A 24,638-nucleotide genomic window follows, 5' to 3' on the forward strand; every position below is an offset into this window, starting at 1 on the left:
AACCAGAACGTTCCCCTCCGGTCAGAGGTTCATTTCCATAACTTTCTTACGCGTTGCAGAAATCCGGTCAATCCCCCCGGATCCGACGTTCTCCCTTCCAGCAAATACGTCGAAGCGATCCGGTCGATTCCCCTGGCCGCCGCGCTGTCGGGATAAGCCGCGCTTAGCGGCGTTTGGCGCTTGACGGCGCGGGAAACGCTCGCATCGTCGGGGATGTAGCCGAGAACGGGAATCTCGAGCCCTAAGTACTTGGCCGCTACTTGGCGGATATTGTCGGCGGTCTGCTTCCCTTCGCGGTCATCCCCGACGCGGTTGACGACCAGCCGGAAAGCGGCTTCGTGGCCCATCGTCTTGACCATCTTGATCAAGGCGTACGCATCGGTAATCGAGGTCGGCTCGGGCGTCGTGACGACGATCGTCTCTTCGGCCGCCGTGATGAACCGAAGCGTTTCCTTGGATAAACCGGCTCCCGTATCGAAAAGCAGGAAATCCACGTGTCCGTTCAGCAGACCGATCTGCTGGGCGAAATATTCCAATTCTTCGTCGGTCAGGCGGATCAGCTCCTGAAAGCCGGAACCGCCAGCGATGAACTGCAGCCCGCCCGGCGTCGTCTGGATAATCTCCCAGACGCTTTTCTCCCGCTTGAGCAGGTGGAACAGGTTATACTGGGCAGGCGTTCCCAGCAGCACGTCGATGTTGGCCATGCCGATGTCGGCATCGAACAGCAGCACCCGGTGTCCCCTTTTCTGCAAGGCCATGGCGAAATTGAGACTGAAATTGGATTTGCCCACTCCTCCTTTGCCGCTTGTCACGGTCAAAATCCGGGTTGAAGTGCCACTGGGCGCTTCGCGCGTGTGGACCAATTGACGAAGGGCTTCAGCCTGATCATTCATGAGCCGGTTCCCCCAGAAGCTTGAGCACCCATTCCTCCGGATCGAACAATCGGATATCGTCCGGCACGGTTTGCCCGCACGTGATGTATGAGATCGGGAAAGCGAATTCCCGGACTAAATTGAGCAGAGAACCGTATGTATCGGTTTCGTCGGCTTTGGTGAGCAGCAGCCTTCGGATTCCGTATTTCGAGAACTGGGCGGCGACGGCGCGCATGTCCGCGTACTTGTGCGTCAGACTCAGCACCAGGAACGTTTCGGCCTTCTCCCCGGGAGCCAGCAGGCTGTTCACTTCCGATACGAACAGCTCGTTGCGGTAATTCCGGCCCGCGGTGTCCATGAAGAGCAGGTCGCGATCCGCCATTTTGTTGTAAGCCCGCGTCAATTCGCCGGGCGAAAAAACGACTTCCAGCGGCGAATTGAGGATATCGGCGTACGTCCGAAGTTGGTCCACCGCGGAAATCCGGTACGTATCCGCCGTGATGAATCCGACGCTGCGGCGATGGGAAAACGATTGGTCTGCGGCCAACTTGGCGATCGTCGTCGTCTTGCCGACGCCGGTCGGCCCGACGAAATGCACGATTCTCGTCTCTTGCCCGATCCCGCTGCCCGCGCAGGGGAGGAGCCAAGAGCGAAGGACTTCTTTGGCCGCCTCGTACGAGGCGGCTTCATCCGGGACCTCCCGGTCGTGCAGCCGCTCCCGGACTTCCTCGGCGAACTGCTCCACGTGTACCGGATCGACCCCTTGCTCCGCCAGCCGCCGGCTCCACCTCAGCACCGATTCGGGGATGCTCCGGAACGACTGCTGCCGGGCCATGCGGGCCATCATGTCTTTCATGGCGCGCAGCTCGTTCAGAAGCAGCGACGCTTCGGCCATGTCCCCCGGATTCGCCGCGGCGTTCCCGGCGGTCCGAGGTCCGGCCGGCGGAACGCCTCCTGCCGCCGCCGCTTTTCCTTTCTCGGCGGACAGCAGCTGCAGCAACGCCTCCGCCGCCGGGTTGGCCGGCGGCGATTCGGCGACGGGCACGGCGACCGCCGTCCCGGCGGAAGGCGCGTCACCGGATGCGGTTCCCGCTTGTTTGGAATAAAGGTCGCGAACGGCACGTCCGGGAACCGCGGGCCTGCCGTCCAACGGTTCTTCCTGGCGAGTTGCGGCGATTTCCGGCGCGGCGGTTTTCGGCAGGCGAGGCGGCTGCGCCCTGGCAGGGGTTTTCCGGGCGGCTTCGTCCACCGCCGCGATCACTTCCACCTTCTTCTTCCCGAACATGCCCATAAACCCGCCCGTCTTGATTTCCTTGGTGCTCAAGATCATCGCGTCCGGGCCGAGCTCGCCGCGGATCATCTGGACCGCCGCCGGCAAATCGTCTACGAGGTATCGTTTGACCTTCATGCATTCACCACCCCTACGCTCTGCACTTCAATATTCGGCTCCAATTCGCTGTACGACAGGACCGGAATGTCTTGCAGGCTGCGTTCCAGCAGCTGCCGTAAATACATGCGGATCGTCGGCGAGGTGAGGATGATCGGCTGCTGTCCGGCTTGCACCAGCCGGTTGACTTGCTCCGTCAGCTTCTGATAAATGGACTGGGATGAGGCGGGATCCATGGCCAGGTAGCTTCCCTGATCCGACTGCTGCACCGCTTCGGCGATCTTCTTCTCCACCTGCGGGCTGATCGTGATCACCTTCAGGGGTTCGCTCTGCGGCGCATACTGCTGCGTGATCTGGCGGGAAAGGTTCTGCCTGACGTATTCGGTCAGCACTTCCGGATCTTTGGTGTATCGGCCGTAATCGGCCAGCGTTTCGAAAATGGTGACCAGATCCCGGATCGAAATTTTCTCCTTCAGCAGCTTGGCCAGCACTTTCTGGATTTCCCCGAGGCCCATGATGGAAGGCACGAGTTCTTCCACGAGCGCCGGATACGTTTCCTTCACGCTGTCGACCAGCGCCTTCGTTTCTTGGCGTCCGATCAACTCGTGGGCGTGTTTCTTGATCACTTCGGTCAAGTGGGTCGCCACCACGGAAGGCGGATCCACGACGGTGTATCCCGCGAGCTCCGCCCGTTCCTTGGCGGCTTCGTCGATCCACAAGGCGGGCAAGCCGAATGCCGGCTCACGCGTCTCGATTCCGGTAATGGAATCGTCGTCGAAGCCCGGGCTCATCGCGAGATAGTGATTAAGCAATAATTCGCCATGAGCCACCGTATTTCCTTTCATTTTGATGACGTATTCGTTCGGTTTTAGTTGAATATTGTCGCGAATTCGGATGACGGGGACGATGAGTCCCATTTCCAGCGCGCATTGCCGGCGGATCATGATGATCCGGTCCAGCAAGTCGCCGCCTTGCTGCGTGTCGGCCAGCGGGATCAACCCATAGCCGAATTCGAATTCGATCGGGTCCACCTGGAGCAGGCTGATGACGCTTTCGGGGCTGCGAACCTCCTCGATCTCTTTCTCTTCGACCATGAGCTGCTCTTCTTGCTTGCGGGCCTCCAGGTTTTTCTGGAGCCGGTATCCGGCAATCGCCAGGATGATCGCGTAGGGAAGCGTCGTCAGCAGCGGGATCGGCGTCAGCAAGCCCAACATCGCGACCGTTCCGGCCACGATGTACAGGAGGCGGGGATACCGGAAAAGCTGGCCGGTCAGGTCTTCCGCCAAATTGTTGTCGGAGGCGGCCCTCGTCACGATGATGCCGGTCGCGGTGCTGATCAAGAGCGCCGGAATCTGGCTGACCAGACCGTCGCCGATGGACAGGATGGAATAGGTGTCGATCGCCTCCATGATGTCCATGCCATGAACGGCCATCCCGATGATGAAACCGCCGATCAGGTTGATCGCCACGATGATGATGCTGGCGACGGCGTCTCCCTTGACGAATTTGGTGGCGCCGTCCATCGCCCCGTAGAAGTCGGCTTCCTTCTCGATTTTCTCCCGGCGTTCCCGGGCTTGCTGCTCGTTGATCATGCCGGCGTTGAGGTCGGCGTCGATGCTCATCTGCTTGCCGGGCATCGCGTCGAGGGTGAACCTCGCGGCGACCTCGGCGACGCGCTCCGAACCTCTGGTGATGACGATGAACTGCACGACGACCAGGATCAGGAAGACGACGAAGCCGATCGCGAGCTGTCCCCCGGCCACGAAATGGCCGAACGTGTCGACGACGTGGCCGGCTTCGTGATCCCGCAGGATCAGCCGGGTGGTCGATACGTTAAGCGACAGGCGGAAGACCGTCGTGACCAGCAGCAGCGTCGGGAAAATCGAGAAACTGAGCGCGTCCGTCGTATTCATCGCGATCAAGAGGATCATGAGCGCGGCGGAGATGTTGAGCACCAGCAGCACGTCGAGCAGCCAGGTCGGGATCGGGACGACCATCATGAGGACGACGCCGATGATCCCGATCAATATGCTGAGGTCCCTGATCTTCATGTCTCGATCCCCTCCCTTCTCTTCCCCACAAAATGACGATGCTTTGCGGAGGACCCGTTAATAAACTTCATCGCATTCCGTTTACGCTCTGCGGCTGTGGCGGCCTTTGAGGCGATATACGTATGCCAGCACTTCCGCGACGGCTTGGAACAGATCGGCCGGAATCATGTCCCCGACTTCCGACCGATCGTACAGCGCGCGGGCAAGCGGCTTGTTTTCCATGATCGCGACATCGTGTTTGCGGGCGATTTCCCGAATTCTCAGCGCCAAATAATCTTGGCCTTTGGCGACGACGACCGGAGCGTCCATACGGGTTCCGTCGTAGCGCAGCGCGACGGCGAAGTGCGTCGGGTTCGTGATGACCACGTCCGCTTTGGGCACTTCCTGCATCATGCGCATCAAAGCCATGCGGCGCTGTTTCTCCTTGATCTTGGATTTGATCAGCGGATCGCCCTCGGCGTTCTTATGCTCGTCTTTGATGTCTTGCTTGCTCATTTTCAGTTTTTTCTCGTACTCAAACTTGTTGTAAAGAAAATCGCCGATCGAAAGCACGAACAGGCATGCGGCGACGAGCATTCCCGTCTGGAGAATCAGTCGGGCGACGAAAGCGAAAATACTTTCGATCGGAACGTGCGCCAGCTCGAGAAACTGGTTTTTCTTCGACCACAGCGCCCAGTAAACGATCAATCCGATCACGGTGAGCTTAATCGCGCTTTTGCATAGTTCGATAACCGAGCGCATGTTGAACAGGTTTTTGGCCCCCGAGATCGGGTTGAGCATGCCCAGATTCGGTTTCAACGAGTTCAACGTCATGAGCCATCCGACCTGCGCGATGTTCGCGGCGAAGGCGATCACGATGACGGTAATCCAAATCGGAGACAGCAGAATCATAATTTGGAACGCGTAGTGGTAGAACAGCTGAAGCACGTTCTGGTCCGTGACCGCCATGTTGATGCGATGGAGGAAAATATCCCCGAACAGCAGCAGGATCCGTTCCCGGAAGAAGGGACCCATCACCATGAAGATGCATAGCGAGCCTAGAAGGATGAGCGAACCCGGAATTTCCTGGCTTTTGGCGACTTGGCCTTTTTTTCGCGCATCTTGACGTTTCTTGGGCGTCGCCCTCTCCGTTTTTTCGCCGGCGAACAGCTGCAAGTCCAGCCGATGTCTTAAAGCCGACATCCGCTTTCGCCTCCCTTCCGAACCGTCACGGTGAAGCCTGCAGGATGGCAAAAAGCTTGTCAATGGCGCGGAACATTTGGTCGAACAGCATTTGAAACAGCGCTCCGAAGCCGGGCAATAGAACGATCAACAGGGCCATGCCGATCAAGATTTTCACCGGAATGCCGACCACGAAGACGTTGAATTGGGGCGCGGTGCGAGCCAGAAAACCTAACCCGACGTCCGTCAGAATCATGGAAACGACGATCGGCGCGGAAATCTGCAGCGCCAGCCGGAACGTGTCCGCGAAAGTCCGGATCAGGAAATCCGCCACGCTGCCGTCCGCGATCCGGGCATATAAATCGTTGTCCAGAGGCAGCCAGTGATAACTGTCCATGACGGCGGCAAGCAAATAATGATGGCCGTTCATCGACAGAAACACCAAGATCGTCAGCATGTACTTCAGGTTGCCGAGCATGGGCGCCGAAACGCCGGTAAGCGGGTCCACGATATTGGCGATCCCGAATCCGATCTGCATGTCCATGAAAGCCCCGGCGATCTGAACGGCCGCGAAAAACAGCGTGCATAAGTACCCAATCAGCAGTCCGGCCAGAATCTCGCGGAAGATCGCCAGAATAAACGAAGCGTCCGCCGTGACTTTGGTGTCGAAACCGACGGTCAGAAAAACGAGAAGCGAAATGAAAAACGCCAGCCCGACTTTCAGCGTCCTCGGTACGTTTCGCGACGAAAATACCGGCGCGACGACAAAAAAGGAGCTAATCCGACAAAACACAAGCAGAAAGGCAGGAAACACCCGCATGATCGTATCGGTTATCGACATGGGCGTTATCCGATGAAGTCGGCCAAATGGCCCAAGATTCGTCCGGTGAAATCGACCATGACGTTCAAGATCCAAGGACCGAACACGAGAATGGAGACGAAAACGGCGACGATTTTGGGCACGAATGCCAGCGTCTGTTCCTGGATATGCGTCGTGGCCTGGAAGATGCTGACGAGCAATCCGACGATGAGACCCAACCCCAGCATAGGAGCGCTGACTTTCAAGACGGTATAAAGCGCTTGACCCGCCAGTCCGATGACGAATTCCGAGCTCATGGCAACCTCCTTCAAGAACTTCCTTCGCCAAAGCTAGGTTTGGAAGCTGGTGAGCAGCGACTTGACGACGAGATACCATCCGTCCACCAGGACGAACAGCAAAATCTTGAACGGAAGCGATATCATGACGGGCGGCAGCATCATCATGCCCATGGCCATCAAAGTACTGCCCACGACCATGTCGATGACCAAAAACGGGATGAAGATCATGAAGCCCATCTGGAACGCCGTCTTCAGCTCGCTGAGCGCATAAGCCGGCACGAGAACCGTGATCGGAATGTCCTGGAACGTCTTCGGCTTCGGCGTTTTCGTGTAATTCATGAACAGCAGCAGGTCTTTCTCCCTCGTCTGCTTGTACATGAATTCCTTCATCGGCACCGATGCTTTCTGCAGCGCCTCGGTTTGCGTCAACTGGTTCTTCAAATAAGGCTGAAGGGCTTCGTCATTCACTTTCGACAGCGTCGGCGACATGATGAACAGCGTCATGAACAGGGCGATTCCGATCAACACTTGGTTCGGCGGCATCTGCTGGGTGCCGAGCGACGTCCGGACGAACCCGAGCACGATGACGATCCGGGTAAAGCACGTCATCAGCATCAGGATCGCGGGCGCCAGGCTGAGCACGGTGATCAGCAGCAGCAAGGACAGGGCGGAAGCTCCGACCGGCTGCGACCCGTCTCCCAGCGTAACCCCGACGATCGGCTCCGCGGACGCGGAACCGGAAGTGCCGAACAAGAGCGCCGTCATCGCGGCGAAACTAACGATGGTTTTGATTTTCATGTGTGGTCCGACCGATCATCGGGAGGTTTGTCCTCCAGCAGTTGTTCGGCGCGCTGTCTCCTTTCCGCGAGTTCGCGCAGCCGCGCTTCCAAGGTTTGCTCGAAGCTCGGACGGGCGATTGTCCCGGCGAGCTCCGGCTTATCGGCCTGCGGGGGTCGTCTCTGGCCGAGCTTGCGCAGCCAGGACGGCAGGGCGGGCCTGTCCGACTCGACGCTTGCGTCATGCTCCGCAAGAAGAGCGGCGACCAGGTCGGGATCGGAGATCGCCTCGAGCAGCGTGACGTTCTCGCCGACGCCCAGCACGTAGATCCTGCCGTTCCACTCCACGATCTGCATCGACTTGTTCGTCCCCAGCGGATAGCCGCCGAGCGACCGAAGCGACCGGTTCATGCCCCAGCCCCGGCTCCGTTTGCCGAGAAAACGAAGGGTAAGCACGATCAAGCCGACGATGACGGCCAGAACGAACAGAATCCACAGCATTTCCCAAGCCGAGCCGCCGGGACTGACGTCCCCGAAATCCTCGGCAATCGGTAAAGCATTCATCGGCTCGATACGCTCCCGACTTATCCGAGTGTTTTCTTGATGGCTTCGATGACCCGGTCCGCCTGGAACGGTTTGACGATGAAATCTTTAGCGCCGGCCTGGATCGCGTCGATCACCATCGCCTGCTGGCCCATGGCGGAGCACATGATGACTTTCGCGTTCGTGTCGAGCTTGCGGATTTCCTTCAGCGCGGTAATGCCGTCCATCTCCGGCATGGTGATGTCCATCGTGATCAAGTCGGGATGCAGTTCCTTGTATTTCTCGATGGCCTGCGCGCCGTCCTGGGCTTCTCCTACCACCTCGTAGCCGTTCTTGCTGAGAATGTCTCGGATCATCATGCGCATGAATGCGGCGTCGTCGACGATGAGAATACGGTTAGCCATTTTGAATTCCTCCCGGGGATGTTATTGGATTTTTTGGACGCGGTCCCATTGGCTGACGATGTCGGTGACCCTGACGCCGAAATTCTCGTCGATGACCACGACTTCGCCCTTGGCGATCAGCTTGTTGTTGACCAGGATGTCGACCGGTTCGCCGGCCAGCTTGTCCAGCTCGATGATGGAGCCTTGGGACAATTCCAAAATTTCCTTGATTTGCTTCTGCGTGCGGCCGAGTTCGACGGTGACTTTGAGCGGGATGTCCAGCAGCAAATTCAAGTTGGTTTCGTCGGCCTGCGAGAGTCCGCTCCCCTGGAAGCTCGCGAACTGCACGGGGTTGACGTTCACGCCTCTCCCTCCGGCTCCGAGCGTCTGCGGATAAGCCGGCGGCGCTCCGTACCCTTGGGGCGGCGCTGCCGTCGGCGGCGCCTGGTACACCGGCTCCTGCGGCGGCATCGCGTAAGCTGGCGGCATCTGCGGAGGCATTTGCGGCGGCGGCGCGGCAGGAGGCGCCGTTTGCGGCGCGGGCGGCGCTGCCGCGGCTGCCGCCGCTTCCGGCTGGGATCCGCCCATCAGCGAACGCACCATTTCTTTGGCGAACGGCACGGACAACAGCTGCATGATGGTCGAATCGATCAAATCCCCGATTTTGAGCCGGAACGAGATTTTGATGAAGATGTCTTCCACCGGAATGTTGCCGATTCCCGAGCCGTTATTGACGTCCAGGATATCGATGCCGGGCGGCGAAATGTTCACCATCCGGTTGAAAATGGTCGACATGGAGGTCGCGGACGAACCCATCATCTGGTTCATCGCTTCCTGAACCGCGCTGATGTGGATTTCGTTCAGTTCCTCCGACGTGACGTTGCCTTCCCCGCCCAGCATCAAATCGGCGATCACTTGGGCGTCATGCGTCTTGATGACCAGCGAATTGATGCCCTCGAAGCCGTCGACGTAACGTACGTGCACGGCGACGTGAGGCTTCGGGAATTCTTCGCTGAACTGGTCTCTGGCGATCGCGGACACTTGCGGGGTCGTAATGTCGACCTTCTTGCCCAGCAGCGTGGACAAAGCCGTCGCCGCGCTGCCGAACGTGATGTTGCCGATCTCGCCGAGCGCATCCTGTTCGAGCGGCGACAGCAGCGCGTCCACGCTCAGCTCTCCGGAGGAGAAATCCGCAGCTTCCTCCGGTTCTTCGCCGGACGATTGACGAAGCAGCGCGTCGATTTCCTCCTGGGACAAATAATCTTTACTCGTCATTTTCCTCTTCCACCCCTTCGCTGACGATTTCCAACACCTGGACCGCCATCTTCTCCTTCAACGTGCCGGGACTGCCGATGAATTTCACTTTGTCCCCGACTTTGACCTCGAGCCCGTCGCTTGTCGGCTTATTCAGCATGATCACGTCTCCGACCCCGAGGTTCAGGAATTCGAACACCGAGATATGCGACGATCCCAGCTCCGCGATGACCGGGAGCTTGGCCATGCTGACCCGCTTTTCCAGAATTTCCTGTTCTTCGGGCGCCCGGGTCTTCTTCTGGGAGGCGAACCATTGATGGACGGACAGCCTCGGCATGACCGGCTCGATGACGATGTGAGGAATGCACAGGTTGATCATCCCCGTCGTATCGCCGATTTTGGTGCTGAGCGAAATGAGCGCGATCGTCTCGTTCGGCGACACGATTTGCATGAACTGCGGATTGGTCTCCAGCGAATCCAAGCGCGGCTGCATGTCGATGACCGTTCTCCAGGCTTCCTGGAGGCTTTCGAACGCCCGGCTGAATATCCGCTCCATGATGATCGTCTCGATCTCCGTCAAGCTGCCGATCTTGGTCGGGGCGGAACCGGCGCCGCCGAGCACGCGGTCCAGCATGGCGAACGCGACGTTCGGATGGACTTCGAGCACCATCCGTCCTTCGAGCGGTTCCGCTTCGAAAATGTTCAGGATGGTCATTTTCGGAATCGAGCGGATGAACTCGTCATAGGGGAGCTGCTCGACCTGCACCACGTTGATCTGAACGAACGTCCGCAGCTGCGCGGAAAAATAGGTCGTCAAATACCGGGCGAAATTCTCGTGGATGCGGGTCAAGCTTCGCAGGTGCTCTTTCGAGAACCGCATGGCCCTTTTGAAATCGTAGGACCGAACCTTCTTCTGCGTATCCTCTTTTTTAAGCTCCTCCGCATCCATTTCGCCGGATGACAACGCGGCCAGCAGAGCATCGATCTCGTTCTGCGATAATACGTCAACCAACTCTCTCACCCCTTCGATAAACCCCGCAAAGTGACGTTAATGCCGCACGATCGATTTCGATTTTTTTGCGGGGAGCCCCGATTCTAGAAAATGACGCCGTTTAGACTTGCTGCATGATGAAATCTTTCAATTCGACCTTGGTCACCTTGCCCTCGGTCAACACCGCGTTGATCGAGTTGATCAAGCCCGCGTAAAGCTGGTCCTTGCCCTTCGTGCCCTGGAGCTCCTCCGGTTTCATCACCCACAGGGCGCGGTTGATGATCGGCCGGATCACGATATCCTTGATTTTGTCGAATTCCTCTTTGCTTTTCTCGTTGTCCAGCTGGAAGATGAAACCCGTGATCACCACGTAACTGGTGTCCGCGATGTTCGTCTTGATATCGGTTAACTCGGATGTGACCTTGAGAAGTTCGTCCGCCGACAGCGGCTTCGCTTCCACGTTTTTGACGCTCTCCACCGCCTGCTTCTCAGGGTCGTCGCTTCCGGAACCGTTCAAGTAGTTGTTCCAGACGTAGATGCCCACCGATACGATCAGGGTGATGGCGAGGAGAAGCGAAACGAGCCAAGGCAACATTTTCTTCATGACGAAGCTCCCTCCGATTGCGGATCCGGCTGGCCGGTAATGACGGCCATCATGCCGATACTGCGCAGATAGTGCCGGATGGACCGGATCACATCCGATGAATGTTCGGTGACTATGTATTTCTTGCCTGTCGTAAGCGTAATGAGCGTATCCGGCGTTTGTTCCACCGTTTCGATCAACAAAGCATTGACATGAAACTGGCTGCCGTTGAGCCGCGTGACGGCGATCATGAATGTCCCCCCGTTCCGTCAGGGAGAAGGCGGCGCCTTCTCCCCTACGGCCGCGTCAATTATCGCTTGAGATTGACGACTTCCTGCAAAATATCGTCCGAGGTGGTGATGATCCGGGAGTTGGCTTGGAAGCCGCGCTGCGCGACGATCATTTCGGTGAATTCGTTCGTCAGGTCGACGTTGGACATTTCAAGCTGGCCGGAAATGATCGCGCCCGTGCCAAGCTCCGGATTATTGGCTGTCGTCGGCTCGAACGCGCCGTCCGTGTTGGCGTTGGCCGTCACGCGGTACAAGTTGCCGCCAACCTTCTCCAGGCCGCCCGGGTTCGTGACTTTGGCGATGCCGATGTAGATGCCGGTTCCGGCCGCGTTGCCGTCCGTCCCGACCGCCATGATTTGCCCGTCCTGCGCGATGGAGAACGCCGTCACGGTGTCATCCAACTGGATAAAATCTCCCGTCGAGCTAGCCACCAGCATGCCGTCCGCATTGACCAATTGGCGGCTCGCGTCCAGCGTGAAGTTGCCCGCGCGGGTCAAATAGCTGATCTCGCTGTCCTCGGACGGCTTCACGATGAAAAAGCCGTCGCCGTCGATCCTCAGGTCCGTCGGGACGTTGGTCGTCATGGCGCTGCCGGGCGTATGGATCGTATCGATCGCCGATACCGCCACGCCAAGGCCGACTTGCTTGGCGTTGACGCCGCCCGTCGTGCCGTCGACCGGCGCCGTGGTGCCCGACATCGACTGGCTGAGGATGTCCTTGAACATGACGCGTCCGGCTTTGAAGCCGGCGGTGTTGACGTTGGCGATGTTGTTGCCGATGACGTCGAGCTTCGTCTGGAAGCCGCGCATGCCGGACACGCCGGAATACATGGAACGCAACATGGTATTGCATTACCTCCCGTATGTTTCGGAATAGGGCCGCTTCGGTCGATCCGCGGCCCGGGGCTCCCCGTGAAGGACCAGCCCTAAAGTGCTTGCCTGACTTCTTACGCGACGACGACCGCGCTGTCGATCTGGGTGAACACGTGCTCCTTCATGGAGGAGCCGTCCATCGCCGTCACCACGGTGCGGTTCGGGACGTTGACGATCATCGCGATATCCCGGTACAGGACAAGGGAGTCGCGCGCCCCTTTCGCGGCGGCCTGTTCGACCGCGCCCGCGATCCGGTTCAACTGGTCCGCGTTCAGCACGATGCCCCTCTGCTCCAGCCTCTGTTCGGCGTGATGGCTGAATTTCAAGGCATGCTGGCTAAGCAGTTCGCGGAATCCGACTCCGGAAGAAGCTTCCGCCGGCTTGCCGCCGATCCGGCTGCCTTGCAGCGGCGCCGTCCGGCCCGACTGCAGGTGGCCGACGATCATCCGCTCACTCATCTCCGGTCCCTCCCGTTTCCGAGCCCGATTCGGAACCCGTGTCCGCGGAAGGAGTGTCCGAGATGGTCAGCAAATCGTCGATCTTCACTTCCGAACCGTCGACTTTCACGTATTGGATGCCGTCGCGGCGAACGATGCCTTGCACGACGCCGGAATGCTGAACGACGCCGGAGTCGGTCGTTTCCTCCCAGCCGACGGTTTTCCCGAGCAGACCGGACGCGATTCCGGCCGATTGCCGCAAGGCGGTCAGCTCCGTCGACATGTTCATCGTCTGCTCCAGCGCGCTGAACTGCGCCATCTGGGCAATGAAATCCTTGTCTTGCATCGGCTGCATCGGATCCTGGTTTTTGAGCTGGGTGACCAGAAGTTGAAGAAACTGATCCTTGCCGAGCTCCGTCGTCGGTTTCCGTGCCGCCGTCTGAACGTTTTGCGCGGAATAATAAGGCCATATGTTCGTCGTGCCCACGCTTCCCGACATTCGCGTTCACCTCCCCTGCTGGTTAAGCCGTAACGTTAAGCGATGCGCCATAGCCGATCTCGCGAAGGTAAGCCGTTCGGTCCAATTCCGCTTCGAATCCCGCGGAATCGTCGTAGCTTCCGCCCGCGTTCCGGTTTTTTGCGCCGCCGCCTTGCTGTCCGGATCCCTGGCGCCCTTGCGGCTGTTGGAAAAACGCTGCGGCACCGTGCAGGGTGGATTGCTGCGAGACTTCCATTTTCTCGACTTGCAGGCCTTGGTTCTGGAGCGCGGCTCTCAGTTGGGCCAGCTGGTTTTCCAGCAGGTCGCGGGCCGTGCCGTTCTCCGTGATGAAATGGGCGGTCAGCTGGCCGTTGTGGATCTGGAGCTTGATGTCCACCTGACCCAAGTGCTCCGGATGCAGGCTGATTTTCGCCTCCGCGATCCCGTTTCCTTGCGAGAGGGTAAACTGCTTGACCAGGAATTTCCCCATCTCTTCGGCGAACTGGCGGACCGGGACCGTCGCGGTCGCGGCGCCATTCGGCGTCACGGCTGCGGGGTTAGCGCCCGCGTCGGCCTTCAACAGCGTCCATACCGGGATCGAACCGTTCGGACTCGTGGTTTCGGCAGGCTGCGCTGCCGTCGCTTGAGTCGCTTGTCCTTCGGCGGATGCCGTTTCCGCGGCTGCCGGATGGGTCAGCGACGTCCATGCCGGATTCCGTAACGCGGCGACGCTGCGGCGGATTTCCGGCTGTACCTCCACGGAAGCAGCAGACTCGTCGGTAACCGTCCCCCCGGAGCGCGGCAATTCGTCTTTCGAGGCTTGAACCGGATTCCGGGAATCCGCTATGGTGCGGCTTTCCGTCTTCCGCGCGTTCTCCGGTCGGGCAGCATAGGCTTGCAGCACCTCCAGGGCTTGCTTGAACGGTGCGATAACGCCCTCCGTTTGCTTCTGCAACGACTCGTTGCCGGACAGCCGCTCTCCAAGCTGCGTCAACGCCTTCTGCAAAGCCATGACAATCGGTTGAGCGGCTTGCGAAGACGTGCCCTTCAGGTTCATCCCTTCATCCGAAGCTTTCGTTTCGGCGGCAGTCGTACCGGTCAGGACACCCGCGTCCGGCGGAGTCAGCAAGTTCTGCACCAGCAATAGCAAAGCGGCCAGTTGATTTTGCAGATCGTCGGGCAACGGGACGTTCGGATCGAGATGACCGAGCTGTTCGTTAAGAGAGGCGAGCAGATCCTGCAGTTCCGGGGATGCCTGCTCGTCTCCTTGCCCGCCGAGCAGGCTAAGCAATCCGGCCAGTCCGGCGGTCATCCCGTTTCCGGCAGCCGCATTCGCGCCGGAGGGCGAGCCTCCTTCGATCACTTGAACCAACATGCCCATGAATCCGCCCGCCGCGCCCGTTTTTCCGGCTGCGGCTGCGGTCCCGACGCTTGCCGGTTTGGCGGAAGCGTTCCCGCCGATCGCGATTCCGTTTGCGTTCATGTTTTCTCACCTCCTTTCCGTGCAAGATGCGGAGCTTTACGGTCAAGGGCTTGCCGGCAGCAATTTGCCGACTAACGCGGCCGTCGTTTTGCTGTCTTGATTCTGCATGGCGGCCAGTACCTGAGAACGGGCGTTGTCATCCATCGTCCCCAGGATCAGCAGCGCTTTCGTTTGGTTCGTTTTGGCCATTTGAAGCAGCAGCCCCGCGGCATCCGCCGCTTTCATCGACGAGAACGTGTTTTTCAGTTCCGAAGTATCCAGCGTCGAAGCGTTCGCCGATTCCTTGGCTTCCAGCTCCTTGATCCGGGCTTGCAGCGCCGCGATCTGCTGGTCCTTAACGTTCGACGCGTCCTTCAGCTTCATCGAGACGTCCGCGGCTTTCTGCGGCGTCATCTTCTCGAGCACCCGCGTGCGTTCGGTGTCCGCCATCTGCCCCAGGATCAGAGCCGTCTCGTCCAGCGTCATGCTTTCGAGAATCGGAGCGGCTTTGCTCGGCGTCATCTTGGCGTAGACTCCGGCGAGCGATTTGATGCGGGCCGTGTATTCTTCTTCCGTAAGCTCCGCTTGCTGCTTCTGCTGGGACAACTGGTCGACCTGGGCTTTCAGATCTTCGATTTGCTTCTTCTGCTCGTCCGTCATCTGGGTCGCCTGTTTCAGCGATGCTTCCCGGTCCGCGAGCAGCGCCTGCAGCTCGTCCACCTTTTTCCGGGCATTCGCGACCGTAATCGCATCGTCGCTGTCCTGAGGCGGAGCCGAAGACTTCGGATTGGGAAGCACGGCGCTCAGAACCGGCACTTTATTGCCGATCTCCAGCGCTTTGTTGCGCCATTCCGTGTTGAACAGGATCAGAAGGACACCCAGCAGAACGGCGGTGAAGAGAATCGGCGTAAGAAAAAAGAGAAACCGCTCGAAGCCGCTGTAGCTGCTATCTTCGGTTTTGGCACCGGCCACGATCCTTCCTCCTTTCCCCGTGAAACGTCACCCTCGGGAGGTTCAACCCCGATTCGCGGCCCGAATGGAGGCCAATTCGTCCAATTCGTTCTGTTGCTTGGCCAAACTTATGTATTGGAAGGCTTCATAGGCTTTTTCCCGGGCTTTCAGCCATACTTTCTCTTCCACCGCCTTCTCGGCCAGCTTTCCCTGCCGTTCGCGGACCCGGGCTTCGGCGGCGGAAACGTCGGCCGCCTGCCGTTCGATCCTCGCGTCCACCACCTCGAGGTAAGCTTGGAGAGAAGTCAGTTCCGACAAGGTGACGCGCCCGGCCGCCGCTTGGGTCAGCCGTTCCTCGATTTCCCTGCGCTCCGCGCGGATCCGGGCGAGTTTCTCCTCTTCTTCCCGGAGACGGTTCATCGCGGCGGCGTATTCCCATTCCGCCATCGACTTTTCGCTGCCTTTGAGATCCACGATTTTCTGCAACGGATACCGAAAACGAATGGCCGTTCACCTCATCTTTTGTAGAAGTCCACCACGAGACGTTCGGTCGCTTCCGCGAAGGTTACTTTCTCGTCCGTTCTTTGCCGGGTGAACGATTGGATGAGATCGATGAATTGGATCGATTTGTCGATCTCCGCGTTCGATCCCCGCTGGTACGCCCCGATATTGATCAAATCTTCCGAATCCCTATAGATGGAGAGCAGCCGTTTGAGAGATTCCGAGGCGCTTCGGTGCTCCGCCGTCACGATGTCGTTCATGACGCGGCTGACGCTCGCCAGCACGTCGATCGCCGGGAAATGCCCCTTGTTGGCCAAGCTTCGGTGCAGCACGATATGTCCGTCAAGAATGCCCCGCACCGCGTCGGCGATCGGTTCGTTCATGTCGTCGCCGTCGACGAGCACCGTGTAGAAAGCGGTGATCGAACCGGCGGGACCGGTGCCGGCCCGCTCGAGCAGCTTGGGCAGCGCCGCGAAGACCGAAGGCGTGTACCCCCGGGTTGCCGGCGGTTCCCCGACCGCCAGCCCGACCTCGCGCAGCGCCATGGCGTAACGCGTGACGGAATCCATCATCAGCATCACGTTCAAGCCGCGGTCCCGGAAGTACTCCGCGATCGTGGTCGCGATCAGGGCCCCCTTGATGCGGATGAGCGCCGGCTGGTCCGAGGTGGCGACGACGACGACCGAACGGGCCAGCCCCTCGGGTCCGAGGTCTTTCTCGATGAATTCCAGCACCTCGCGGCCCCGTTCCCCGATCAGCGCGATGACGTTGACGTCCGCCGCCGTGTTGCGGGCCACCATGCCGAGCAGCGTGCTCTTCCCCACGCCCGAGCCGGCGAAGATGCCGATCCGCTGGCCTTGTCCCACCGTGAGCAATCCGTCGATCGCGCGGACGCCGGTACCGAGCGGTTCGGTCACCCGGGGCCGGTTCAGCGGGTTGCCGGGCGTCCGGTGGGTCGAATAATGGGGCATCCGGACGGGAAGCCGGGAGCCGTCGAGCGGCTGACCCAACCCGTCGAGCACTTTGCCCAGCAGCTCGGTGCCGACTTGGACGGTCAAGGGGCGGCCCGTCGCCACGACGTCGCATCCGGGACCTACGGCGTGCAGCTCCCCGAGCGGCATGAGCAGCAGCCGGTTGTTCCGGAACCCGACCACTTCCGCTAAGACCGGGGAACCGCCCTTCATCGGATGGATCGCGCAAACCTCGCCCACGCTGGCGTCGGGTCCCTCGGATTCCACGGTCAAGCCGATGACCTGCGTCACCTTGCCGTTCACCCGCACGGGATCGAGCGTCTCCAGAATTTCCGTGTATTTCGCGATGTCAAGGAGCTTCATGGCTTGTCCTCTCTTCCGCGGCCAGCGCCGCCGCCCTCAGCAGTTCCGCGCGGATCACGGAAAGCTGCGTGTCGATGCGGGCGTCGATGCTGCCGAACGCGGATCGGACGATGCAACCGCCCGCCTCGACCGAGGCGTCGGGCACGATTTGCAGCTCGGCCTGCGAGTCCAGCGCCAGGATCAGCTCGTCCTTCGCCGCCTGGACGAATTCGAATTGGTCCGGCGCGACGCATAAGGTGATGATCCCTTGCTCCTTGCGGCGGGACAAAGCCTGCTCGAACGACCGGATGGCGAGCTGCGGCGCCTGCTCGAATTGGGCGGATACCAGTTTGGAGGCAATGGCGCAGCTCAGGTCGACGACGAACGACTCGGCTTCGGCAATGATGCGTTCTTTGGCGGCATAGGCTTGCCGGATCAACGCTTCGGCTTGCCGCAGCCGGTCTTCCCATTGCTGCCGGATTTCGGCTTCCGCCAACGCGGCTCCTTCTTGGTAACCTTGTTCGAACCCCGCCTGCCTGGCTTCTTCGGCGGCGCGTTCATCCTCCGCCCGGCGGGAAGCCCACCAGGCTTCGGCTTCTTCTTCCGCCGTCGCCCGGGCGGCGGCCGCTTCCTCCTGCGCTTGCTTCAGGATGTTCTGGGCCGTATGCTCCGCGTCCTGGAGGATCCGTTCTTTCCAACTTTGTGTTTCGACGTCCGCCCCGTCATTTCCTTCGAAATCGCCGTCGAGGGGTGAAGATTTTTGGGGAGCGGGCGCGAAGCGGCGGATCAATTCCAGCTGCTTCAGGTCATCCAGCGAGACGACGCGTCCGGATTTGATCAGATTAGACAATGATATCGTCTCCTCCGCCGCGGGCGATGATGATCTCGCCCGACTCTTCCAGCCTGCGGATCGTGCCTACGATGCGGGTCTGCGCTTCTTCGACGTCCCGCAGCCGGACGGGGCCCATGTATTCCATCTCTTCCTTGAACGTGTCCGCCATCCGTTTGGACATGTTCCGGAAAATCGCTTCCCGGACCTCTTCGCTCGCCACTTTGAGGGCCAGCTGCAAGTCCGCGTTCTCGATGTCGCGGATAATCCGCTGGATGGAACGGTTGTCGAGGTTGACGATATCCTCGAAGACGAACATGCGCTTCTTGATCTCTTCGGCGAGCTCGGGGTCCTGGATCTCCAGGGAATCCAGGATCGTGCGCTCCGTCCCCCGGTCGACGCCGTTCAAGATCTGCACGATCGCTTCGATGCCGCCCGCGTTCGTGTAATCCTGCGTGACCGTCGCGGACAATTTCTGCTCCAGCACCCGCTCCACTTGGGCGATGACCTCCGGCGACGTGCTGTCCATCAGCGCGATGCGGCGGGCGACGTCCGCCTGCTTGTCCTGCGGAAGGGAGGACAATACCGCCGCCGACTGTTCGGGTTGGAGGTACGAGAGCACCAGCGCGATCGTCTGGGAGTTCTCGTTCTGGATGAAGTTGAGAATCTGCTGCGGCTCCGCCTTGCGGGCGAAGTCGAACGGCCGAACCTGCAGCGTGGCGGTCAGCCGGTTCAGGATATCCGACGCTCTGCCGGCCCCCAGCGCTTTCTCCAAAATTTCTTTGGCGTACGTAATGCCGCCCTGCGAAATGTATTCCTGCGCGACGCAGATTTGATGGAACTCGGCCAATATGCTTTCTTTCTCCACGCTGTCCACTTTGCGGACATTGGCGATCTCGAGCGTAAGCTGCTCGATTTCCTCGTCACGGAGCTGCTTGAAGACGTTCGCGGAAACTTCCGGTCCGAGCGTAATGAGCAGGATGGCCGCTTTCTGACGGCCGGTTAACTGAAGCCCTGATTTCGCCATGAATGCTGCCACCTCTATTCATCCACCAGCCAAGTCCGGAGCAAGTTGACGAATTCCTCCGGCTTTCGCTTGGCCAAATTCTCCAGCTGCTTGCGGACCTGGCTTTCGCTGGATACGTTGTCGATGTCGATCGTCGGAAGCTCCACCTTCGGCGCCGCTTCCGCCGCCGCCGCCAGTTCGGCCGCTTCGCGGGCGGCCCTGCGGCGGCGGGCGACGATGAAGTATCCGCCTCCGCCCAGCAGCGCCAGCGCGAGCACGCCGATTCCGGCCAGCCAATAAGGCGAAATCGCCAATCCGGTCGATTGGGCCGCGTTCGCGTTGAATGCCTGGGACACGACGGTCACCCGTTTGGACACTTCTTCATCGGTCAGGTTAAGGCCGGAATCCGCCAATAGCGTCCTGACCGTCGAAATCAGCGACTGCTGATACTGCGTGGCTTGCTGCTCCGTCACGACCGAGGAGTCCAGGCCGACGCTGATCGAGACGTCTTTCACTTTGTAAGGAGCCGATTCGATCACTTTTTTCTCGCGGCTCGGCTCGTAATTAATCGTATCGGTCGTTTTTTCCGATGAACTATTAGAGGAGGCTGCGCCGCCGGGATAATTGGCGACGTCCGTCTGGCCCGTGCCCGCGATCCCGCCGGTCGACCCGCCGGAACCCGTCGTCGTCTCCGAGGTGTGCTCCTCGCCGATGATGATGCCCTTGTTGTCGTTATTGGGCAGCGGAACCACGTTGTTCGCTTCGGTCGTACTCTTGTCGAAATTGAGCGAGGATACGACGTTGACCACCATGTTTTCCGTGCCGACCATAGGGCTGAGGAACTGCTGGATCTTTTTCTTGATGTCGTTCTCGAAGCTCCGGGTACTCGCGAGCTGCTGCTCGATCAAGCCGCCCGCGACGCCGGTTCCGGTGCCGCCTAAAGCCGAAGAGGGCTCCAGGTCCCCGGAAGTCGTGCTGGCGATCGTGATGCCGTCGATATCCAGGTTCGGCACGGCGGTTTTGACCAATTTGAAGTAGCTGTCGATCTCGTCCTGGCTGGGCCGGAATCCCGGCTTGAACGTGAGCACGACGGACGCCGAAGCTTTCTCTTTGTCCGCTTCGCTGACGAAAACCGATTCCTGCGGCAAGGTAACGAGCACCTTCGCCCGCTGAACCCCTTGCTTGCTGAGCAAGAGTTGCTGAACTTCCCCGTTCAGCGCGTTGCGGTATTTGACGTTGAACTCTTCCTGCGTCGTGCCGATGGCCGAGCTCGATTGGCTCAATTCCTTGAATCCCATCGACCCGTTCTGTATGAGACCCTGGGATCCGATATCCACGCGGGCCCGGGACGCGGATGCGCTGGGCACCGAAATGCTCGTTCCGTCCGCGCTCAGCTTATAGGGAATCCCTTGCCCGTCCAAATACTGCATGATCGCCGCCGAATCCGTGCTGTCCAAATTTTGGAACGCGACTTCGTATTCCGTACGGGACAACCAGGAGACCAGCAGGATGACCGCGAGCAGCAATAGAGCGGCCGTCGAGGCGAGCACCCATTTTTGCTTCTTGCTGTACTGGTTCCAGAAGCCCGTCAGCTTCTCCCGAACCTGTGCCCACTTCTCGTTCACAATGTCACCTCACCTGCGAATAAAGCAGTCCGCAGCCGATTTCCGGCCGCGGGCCGCGGCAATGCCCTTCGGAACCAAACGGATCAGATTTGCGTCCGCATGATCTCCTGGTATGCTTCGATGACTTTGTTTCTCACTTGTGAGGTCAAGGACAAGCTGAGTTCGGCTTTGGACGAGGCGATCATCACGTCGTTGACGTCGGCTTGGCCGATCATGAATTGCTCGGTCACGGTATGCGCGGCGCTCTCTTGCGCGGCCACCGAATCGATGGCGTCTTTCAGGAAATCGGCGAAGCTCGCCGTCACTTGGGCTGGCGTCGCTTTGGAGCCCGCGGATGAAACGTTGTTGATTGCCGCTTGGGCGTTCAGGGGAAACAGCGTCGTGCTTTGAATCATGAATAGACCCGCCTTTCATTGTGGGGTTGGATTCCTCTTTGTCGCAGCCGTCGATTACCGGCCGATCTCCAACGATTTCATGAACATCGACTTGCTGGCATTTAGCGCCGTGACGTTCGCCTCATAAGAGCGGGAAGCGGAAATCATGTCGACCATTTCCTTCAGCACGTCCACGTTCGGCATGAGCACCATTCCGTTCTCGTCCGCGTCGGGACTGGACGGATTGTACACCTGTTTGAAAGGCGTCGGATCGTCCTGAATGGCCGCCGCTTGCACGCCTTGCGCGCCGGCCGCGTTCATCTTCTGGTCCAAAAGGCTCTGGAACTTGCCCGTCACGGGCGCCAGCACGACTTCCTTGCGCCGATAGGGAACGAACCGTCCGTCGACGAAACCGGCGCGGGTCGTCTCCGCGTTCGCGATGTTGGAGGAAATCACGTCCATGCGCAGCCGCTGGGCCGTCAAGGCGGACGCGCTGATATTGAAACCCGCCAGATTCATCCGCTATCATCTCCCCTCGATGCCGAGCCGCATCATTTTCACTTCATGGTTCGCCTGCTGGATATACAGGTTGTATCTCAGCTGATTTTCCGCCACGAGGGACATTTCCCTGTCGATGTCCACGTTGTTGCGATTGTTGTTCATCACCGAGGAGTCTTCCGTGACGACGGCCGCTTCCGGGACTTGTCCGGCGACGCCGCTGCCGAAATGGCGCGGATCCGTCGCCCGGATCGCCATCTTCCGTCCTTCGCCCTCTCCCATCGATTGGGCGAGCAAGCTCTCAAAATTCACGTCCGACCGTTTGTAATACGGCGTATCCACGTTCGCGACATTGTTCGCCAATACTTGCTGCCGCATGGATGCGGCCCGGATCGCGCCTTCAAGGCGCTGAAACGAGACTCCGTTCAGGAGATCCATAGGGAAACGCCATCCTCCCGTACGAATAATTATGAGATATCATGAGAAAATGCTCATACGAATCCTCTCGTATTTCCACATAGAATAGCGAAATTCCTGCTGAATTCGACATGGCCCCCCTCAAAATATTAAAAAAAGAAGAAATTTGTCCTTTTCGACATCCATTCATCATCATCTACGAGAATAGGAATCTCGACAATACGAAAAAAGCCCTAATCTTGGAAGAGATCAGGGCTTTGGACGGGTTGACGATGGAGAAATCACGATTTGTGCCGTTCGATTTCCTGCAGCAGTTGGGCATTCAGAATCCGGATGTAAGTCCCTTTCATGCCGAGGGACCGGGTCTCGATGACGCCCGCGCTTTCGAGCTTGCGGAGCGCGTTGACGATCACGGATCTCGTGATGCCGGCCCTGTCCGCGATTTTGGAAGCCACGAGCAGTCCTTCCTTGCCTTGCAATTCCTCGAAAATCTGTTCGACCGCCTCGAACTCGCTGAAGGAGAGGGAACCCACCGCGACCGACACGATCGCCCTTCCGCGGGCTTCCACCTCTCTCTCTTCTGCGCGTTCCCGCAAAATTTCCATGCCGATCTGCGTGGTCCCGCATTCGGCCAATATCAAGTCGTCGTCCCCGATGGAATCGTGCTTATGGGCTAGTACCATCGTCCCAAGCCGGTCTCCCCCTCCGATGATCGGCACGACGGTCACCGTCGATTCCCCGAAAGCCGCGCCGACATCTCCGAAGACCTCTTCCTTCGATACCGCGACCGCCGTTTCCCCGATCCGGAGCATGGCCTCGTTGCACGGCTGGGGAAACCGCATCTCCGCAGGGTCTTCCCCGCGGAGCAGCAGCTCCGGAAAACCGGGGGACAGGGCGCTGCCCAGCACTTTCCCTTTCCGGCTGACCACGAATACGTCCGCCTGAATCGTTTCCCGCAGCACTTCCGCCATCTCGCCGAAATTGAGCGGTTTTCCCGCCGCCGTTTGCAGCAGCTTGTTCAGGGTGCGGACTTTTTCCAACAACGTCATGATGAACTTATTCCTCCTAATCCGACAAGCGATGCAGCTTTACAAAATATACTGGCTCAAATCGCGGTTGCTGGCGATGGAGGCCAGTTTTTCCCGCACGTATTCCGGCGTGATGCTCATTTCTTCGAGCTGCAACTCCGGCGCCTCGAACGACAGGTCTTCAAGCAGCTTCTCGAGCAGCGTATGCAGCCGCCTGGCCCCGATGTTTTCCGTATTGCGGTTGACCTCCTGCGCCATACGGGCGATTTCCGCGATGGCGGCATCGGTGAACGTCACGCGGATGCCTTCCGTTTCGAGCAGCGCGGCGTATTGCTTGGTCAATGCGTTCCGCGGCTCCGTCAAAATCCGCACGAAATCTTCGTCCGAGAGGCTGCTGAGCTCGACGCGGATCGGGAACCGCCCTTGCAGCTCGGGAATGAGGTCGGACGGCTTGGCGATGTGGAACGCCCCCGCGGCGATGAAAAGGATGTAGTCGGTCTTGACGGGACCGTATTTGGTCATGACGGTCGAGCCTTCGACGATCGGGAGAATGTCCCGCTGCACGCCTTCCCGCGAAACGTCCGGACCTTGCCCGCGGCTTTGGGAAGCGATCTTGTCGATTTCATCGAGGAAAATGATGCCGGATTGTTCCGCGCGCCGAACCGATTCCGAAATCACGTCGTCCATGTCGATCAGCTTGTTGGCCTCTTCCTGGATCAGCACCTTCCGGGCTTCCTTCACGGCCAGGCGGCGCTTCTTGCGGCGTTTCGGCAGGAATTGGCCCAGCATCTCCTGCATGTTGCCGAGCTGTTCCTGCCCGGGACCCGACAGCAGGTCCAGCATCGCCGGCGCGGCGTCTTCGACGTCGATTTCCACCGTCTCGTTTTCCAGTTCGCCCGCTTCCAGGCGCTGCTTCGTTTCCCGCCGCTTCGCCTGCAGCGTCGGATCCGGCGTCTCCGCTTCTTCCTGGGCGCCGGCATTGTTGCCCCCGCCGAACAGCATTTCCAGCGGGTTGCGCTGGGGTTTGGCTTTGGCCGGCGACGGCACGAGCAGCTCCGCCAGCCGGTCGGCCGCCGCTTTCTCCGCCTTGTCCCGGACTTGCTCGGTCCGCTCTTCCTTCACCATGCGGATGGCGGTCTCCACCAAATCCCGCACCATGGATTCGACGTCGCGGCCCACGTACCCGACTTCCGTGAATTTCGTCGCTTCGATTTTGATGAACGGCGCATGGACCAGCTTCGCCAGCCGCCTCGCGATTTCCGTTTTCCCGACGCCGGTCGGGCCGATCATGAGGATGTTCTTCGGCACGATCTCGTCGCGCAGCTCCTCGGCCAGCCGGCTGCGCCGGTAGCGGTTCCGCAGCGCCACGGCGACCGAACGCTTCGCCTGTTTCTGCCCCACGATGTATTTGTCAAGCTCCGCCACGATTTGGCGGGGCGTCAGATTGTCGCTCATGGT

28 protein-coding genes are annotated in these 24,638 nt (G+C 59.5%); all 28 read right to left on the minus strand.

Going from position 1 to position 24,638, the window contains the following annotated elements:
- Positions 1-29 precede the first annotated feature (29 nt).
- The 28 genes from PTZ19_RS03990 to hslU all read right to left on the minus strand — a co-directional run bounded on the left by PTZ19_RS03990 (position 30) and on the right by hslU (position 24,635).
- Positions 30-893, minus strand: coding sequence for a MinD/ParA family protein (locus PTZ19_RS03990; RefSeq protein WP_276352484.1), 864 nt, complete (start codon positions 891-893; stop codon positions 30-32).
- On the minus strand, positions 886-2,280 hold the full coding sequence (gene flhF, locus PTZ19_RS03995; RefSeq protein WP_276352485.1) for a flagellar biosynthesis GTPase FlhF: 1,395 nt from the start codon (positions 2,278-2,280) through the stop codon (positions 886-888). The genes PTZ19_RS03990 and flhF overlap by 8 nt, the downstream gene beginning before the upstream one ends.
- Complete coding sequence (flhA, locus tag PTZ19_RS04000; RefSeq protein WP_276352486.1) at positions 2,277-4,310, minus strand: flagellar biosynthesis protein FlhA; 2,034 nt, start codon at positions 4,308-4,310, stop codon at positions 2,277-2,279. Before flhA ends, flhF begins: the two co-directional genes overlap by 4 nt.
- An 81-nt stretch (positions 4,311-4,391) precedes the next feature.
- Positions 4,392-5,492, minus strand: coding sequence for a flagellar biosynthesis protein FlhB (gene flhB, locus PTZ19_RS04005; protein ID WP_276352487.1), 1,101 nt, complete (start codon positions 5,490-5,492; stop codon positions 4,392-4,394).
- 25 nt (positions 5,493-5,517) lie between these two features.
- Positions 5,518-6,312: a flagellar biosynthetic protein FliR gene (gene fliR / locus PTZ19_RS04010; protein ID WP_276352488.1), complete on the minus strand. Its 795-nt coding sequence runs from the start codon at positions 6,310-6,312 to the stop codon at positions 5,518-5,520.
- 5 nt (positions 6,313-6,317) lie between these two features.
- A complete protein-coding gene (gene fliQ, locus PTZ19_RS04015) occupies positions 6,318-6,587 on the minus strand; it encodes a flagellar biosynthesis protein FliQ (RefSeq protein ID WP_276352489.1) in 270 nt (89 codons plus the stop codon).
- 33 nt (positions 6,588-6,620) lie between these two features.
- Positions 6,621-7,334 carry a flagellar type III secretion system pore protein FliP gene (gene fliP / locus PTZ19_RS04020; RefSeq protein WP_422614972.1) on the minus strand — a complete coding sequence of 238 codons (714 nt, stop codon included), beginning with the start codon at positions 7,332-7,334 and terminating at the stop codon, positions 6,621-6,623.
- A 29-nt stretch (positions 7,335-7,363) separates the two neighbouring features.
- Positions 7,364-7,909: a flagellar biosynthetic protein FliO gene (locus tag PTZ19_RS04025; RefSeq protein WP_276352491.1), complete on the minus strand. Its 546-nt coding sequence runs from the start codon at positions 7,907-7,909 to the stop codon at positions 7,364-7,366.
- A 20-nt stretch (positions 7,910-7,929) separates the two neighbouring features.
- Complete coding sequence (locus PTZ19_RS04030; RefSeq protein ID WP_276352492.1) at positions 7,930-8,292, minus strand: response regulator; 363 nt, start codon at positions 8,290-8,292, stop codon at positions 7,930-7,932.
- Between the two features lie 21 nt (positions 8,293-8,313).
- Positions 8,314-9,546, minus strand: a complete 1,233-nt coding sequence (gene fliY, locus PTZ19_RS04035) for a flagellar motor switch phosphatase FliY (RefSeq protein ID WP_276352493.1) — start codon at positions 9,544-9,546, stop codon at positions 8,314-8,316.
- Positions 9,536-10,537 (minus strand): flagellar motor switch protein FliM, encoded by a 1,002-nt coding sequence (fliM, locus tag PTZ19_RS04040; protein WP_276352494.1) that lies wholly within the window; start codon positions 10,535-10,537, stop codon positions 9,536-9,538. The genes fliY and fliM overlap by 11 nt, the downstream gene beginning before the upstream one ends.
- A gap of 100 nt (positions 10,538-10,637) precedes the next feature.
- Positions 10,638-11,120, minus strand: coding sequence for a flagellar basal body-associated FliL family protein (locus tag PTZ19_RS04045; RefSeq protein ID WP_276352495.1), 483 nt, complete (start codon positions 11,118-11,120; stop codon positions 10,638-10,640).
- Positions 11,117-11,350 (minus strand): flagellar FlbD family protein, encoded by a 234-nt coding sequence (locus PTZ19_RS04050; protein WP_276352496.1) that lies wholly within the window; start codon positions 11,348-11,350, stop codon positions 11,117-11,119. Before PTZ19_RS04050 ends, PTZ19_RS04045 begins: the two co-directional genes overlap by 4 nt.
- 59 nt (positions 11,351-11,409) lie before the next feature.
- Positions 11,410-12,231 carry a flagellar basal body rod protein FlgG gene (gene flgG / locus PTZ19_RS04055; RefSeq protein WP_276352497.1) on the minus strand — a complete coding sequence of 274 codons (822 nt, stop codon included), beginning with the start codon at positions 12,229-12,231 and terminating at the stop codon, positions 11,410-11,412.
- 104 nt (positions 12,232-12,335) lie between these two features.
- Positions 12,336-12,719 (minus strand): TIGR02530 family flagellar biosynthesis protein, encoded by a 384-nt coding sequence (locus PTZ19_RS04060; RefSeq protein ID WP_276352498.1) that lies wholly within the window; start codon positions 12,717-12,719, stop codon positions 12,336-12,338.
- A complete protein-coding gene (locus PTZ19_RS04065) occupies positions 12,712-13,197 on the minus strand; it encodes a flagellar hook capping FlgD N-terminal domain-containing protein (RefSeq protein ID WP_276352499.1) in 486 nt (161 codons plus the stop codon). Before PTZ19_RS04065 ends, PTZ19_RS04060 begins: the two co-directional genes overlap by 8 nt.
- A gap of 22 nt (positions 13,198-13,219) precedes the next feature.
- The gene (locus PTZ19_RS04070) at positions 13,220-14,659 is read right to left on the minus strand and encodes a flagellar hook-length control protein FliK (protein ID WP_276352500.1); all 1,440 of its coding nucleotides are present in this window, start codon (positions 14,657-14,659) and stop codon (positions 13,220-13,222) included.
- Between the two features lie 42 nt (positions 14,660-14,701).
- Complete coding sequence (locus PTZ19_RS04075; protein ID WP_276352501.1) at positions 14,702-15,610, minus strand: magnesium transporter MgtE N-terminal domain-containing protein; 909 nt, start codon at positions 15,608-15,610, stop codon at positions 14,702-14,704.
- Positions 15,611-15,652: 42 nt separating this feature from the next.
- Entirely contained in the window at positions 15,653-16,075 is a 423-nt protein-coding gene (fliJ, locus tag PTZ19_RS04080; protein ID WP_276352502.1) for a flagellar export protein FliJ, read from the minus strand.
- 29 nt (positions 16,076-16,104) lie between these two features.
- Complete coding sequence (gene fliI, locus PTZ19_RS04085; RefSeq protein ID WP_276352503.1) at positions 16,105-17,424, minus strand: flagellar protein export ATPase FliI; 1,320 nt, start codon at positions 17,422-17,424, stop codon at positions 16,105-16,107.
- Positions 17,411-18,253, minus strand: coding sequence for a FliH/SctL family protein (locus PTZ19_RS04090; protein ID WP_276352504.1), 843 nt, complete (start codon positions 18,251-18,253; stop codon positions 17,411-17,413). Before PTZ19_RS04090 ends, fliI begins: the two co-directional genes overlap by 14 nt.
- A complete protein-coding gene (fliG, locus tag PTZ19_RS04095) occupies positions 18,246-19,259 on the minus strand; it encodes a flagellar motor switch protein FliG (protein ID WP_276352505.1) in 1,014 nt (337 codons plus the stop codon). Before fliG ends, PTZ19_RS04090 begins: the two co-directional genes overlap by 8 nt.
- 14 nt (positions 19,260-19,273) lie before the next feature.
- Positions 19,274-20,863, minus strand: coding sequence for a flagellar basal-body MS-ring/collar protein FliF (fliF, locus tag PTZ19_RS04100; RefSeq protein ID WP_276352506.1), 1,590 nt, complete (start codon positions 20,861-20,863; stop codon positions 19,274-19,276).
- An 83-nt stretch (positions 20,864-20,946) separates the two neighbouring features.
- Positions 20,947-21,258 carry a flagellar hook-basal body complex protein FliE gene (fliE, locus tag PTZ19_RS04105; protein WP_276352507.1) on the minus strand — a complete coding sequence of 104 codons (312 nt, stop codon included), beginning with the start codon at positions 21,256-21,258 and terminating at the stop codon, positions 20,947-20,949.
- Between the two features lie 54 nt (positions 21,259-21,312).
- Entirely contained in the window at positions 21,313-21,756 is a 444-nt protein-coding gene (flgC, locus tag PTZ19_RS04110; protein ID WP_276352508.1) for a flagellar basal body rod protein FlgC, read from the minus strand.
- 6 nt (positions 21,757-21,762) lie between these two features.
- Positions 21,763-22,173: a flagellar basal body rod protein FlgB gene (flgB, locus tag PTZ19_RS04115; protein WP_276352509.1), complete on the minus strand. Its 411-nt coding sequence runs from the start codon at positions 22,171-22,173 to the stop codon at positions 21,763-21,765.
- A gap of 260 nt (positions 22,174-22,433) precedes the next feature.
- Positions 22,434-23,201, minus strand: coding sequence for a GTP-sensing pleiotropic transcriptional regulator CodY (gene codY / locus PTZ19_RS04120; RefSeq protein ID WP_276352510.1), 768 nt, complete (start codon positions 23,199-23,201; stop codon positions 22,434-22,436).
- Positions 23,202-23,240: 39 nt separating this feature from the next.
- Positions 23,241-24,635, minus strand: a complete 1,395-nt coding sequence (gene hslU / locus PTZ19_RS04125; RefSeq protein WP_276352511.1) for an ATP-dependent protease ATPase subunit HslU — start codon at positions 24,633-24,635, stop codon at positions 23,241-23,243.
- Positions 24,636-24,638 lie beyond the last annotated feature (3 nt).

This window comes from Cohnella caldifontis, assembly GCF_029360585.1.
Classification (GTDB): Bacteria; Bacillota; Bacilli; order Paenibacillales; family Paenibacillaceae; genus Cohnella; species Cohnella caldifontis.

Bases quoted from the DNA above. Each gene is read 5' to 3' on its own strand.
- PTZ19_RS03990 (WP_276352484.1), bottom strand. From the start codon at position 893: ATGAATGATCAGGCTGAAGCCCTTCGTCAATTGGTCCACACGCGCGAA.
- flhF (WP_276352485.1), bottom strand. From the start codon at position 2,280: ATGAAGGTCAAACGATACCTCGTAGACGATTTGCCGGCGGCGGTCCAG.
- flhA (WP_276352486.1), bottom strand. From the start codon at position 4,310: ATGAAGATCAGGGACCTCAGCATATTGATCGGGATCATCGGCGTCGTC.
- flhB (WP_276352487.1), bottom strand. From the start codon at position 5,492: ATGTCGGCTTTAAGACATCGGCTGGACTTGCAGCTGTTCGCCGGCGAA.
- fliR (WP_276352488.1), bottom strand. From the start codon at position 6,312: ATGTCGATAACCGATACGATCATGCGGGTGTTTCCTGCCTTTCTGCTT.
- fliQ (WP_276352489.1), bottom strand. From the start codon at position 6,587: ATGAGCTCGGAATTCGTCATCGGACTGGCGGGTCAAGCGCTTTATACC.
- fliP (WP_422614972.1), bottom strand. From the start codon at position 7,334: ATGACGGCGCTCTTGTTCGGCACTTCCGGTTCCGCGTCCGCGGAGCCG.
- PTZ19_RS04025 (WP_276352491.1), bottom strand. From the start codon at position 7,909: ATGAATGCTTTACCGATTGCCGAGGATTTCGGGGACGTCAGTCCCGGC.
- PTZ19_RS04030 (WP_276352492.1), bottom strand. From the start codon at position 8,292: ATGGCTAACCGTATTCTCATCGTCGACGACGCCGCATTCATGCGCATG.
- fliY (WP_276352493.1), bottom strand. From the start codon at position 9,546: ATGACGAGTAAAGATTATTTGTCCCAGGAGGAAATCGACGCGCTGCTT.
- PTZ19_RS04045 (WP_276352495.1), bottom strand. From the start codon at position 11,120: ATGAAGAAAATGTTGCCTTGGCTCGTTTCGCTTCTCCTCGCCATCACC.
- PTZ19_RS04050 (WP_276352496.1), bottom strand. From the start codon at position 11,350: ATGATCGCCGTCACGCGGCTCAACGGCAGCCAGTTTCATGTCAATGCT.
- flgG (WP_276352497.1), bottom strand. From the start codon at position 12,231: ATGTTGCGTTCCATGTATTCCGGCGTGTCCGGCATGCGCGGCTTCCAG.
- PTZ19_RS04060 (WP_276352498.1), bottom strand. From the start codon at position 12,719: ATGAGTGAGCGGATGATCGTCGGCCACCTGCAGTCGGGCCGGACGGCG.
- PTZ19_RS04065 (WP_276352499.1), bottom strand. From the start codon at position 13,197: ATGTCGGGAAGCGTGGGCACGACGAACATATGGCCTTATTATTCCGCG.
- PTZ19_RS04070 (WP_276352500.1), bottom strand. From the start codon at position 14,659: ATGAACGCAAACGGAATCGCGATCGGCGGGAACGCTTCCGCCAAACCG.
- fliI (WP_276352503.1), bottom strand. From the start codon at position 17,424: ATGAAGCTCCTTGACATCGCGAAATACACGGAAATTCTGGAGACGCTC.
- fliG (WP_276352505.1), bottom strand. From the start codon at position 19,259: ATGGCGAAATCAGGGCTTCAGTTAACCGGCCGTCAGAAAGCGGCCATC.
- fliE (WP_276352507.1), bottom strand. From the start codon at position 21,258: ATGATTCAAAGCACGACGCTGTTTCCCCTGAACGCCCAAGCGGCAATC.
- flgC (WP_276352508.1), bottom strand. From the start codon at position 21,756: ATGAATCTGGCGGGTTTCAATATCAGCGCGTCCGCCTTGACGGCCCAG.
- flgB (WP_276352509.1), bottom strand. From the start codon at position 22,173: ATGGATCTCCTGAACGGAGTCTCGTTTCAGCGCCTTGAAGGCGCGATC.
- codY (WP_276352510.1), bottom strand. From the start codon at position 23,201: ATGACGTTGTTGGAAAAAGTCCGCACCCTGAACAAGCTGCTGCAAACG.
- hslU (WP_276352511.1), bottom strand. From the start codon at position 24,635: ATGAGCGACAATCTGACGCCCCGCCAAATCGTGGCGGAGCTTGACAAA.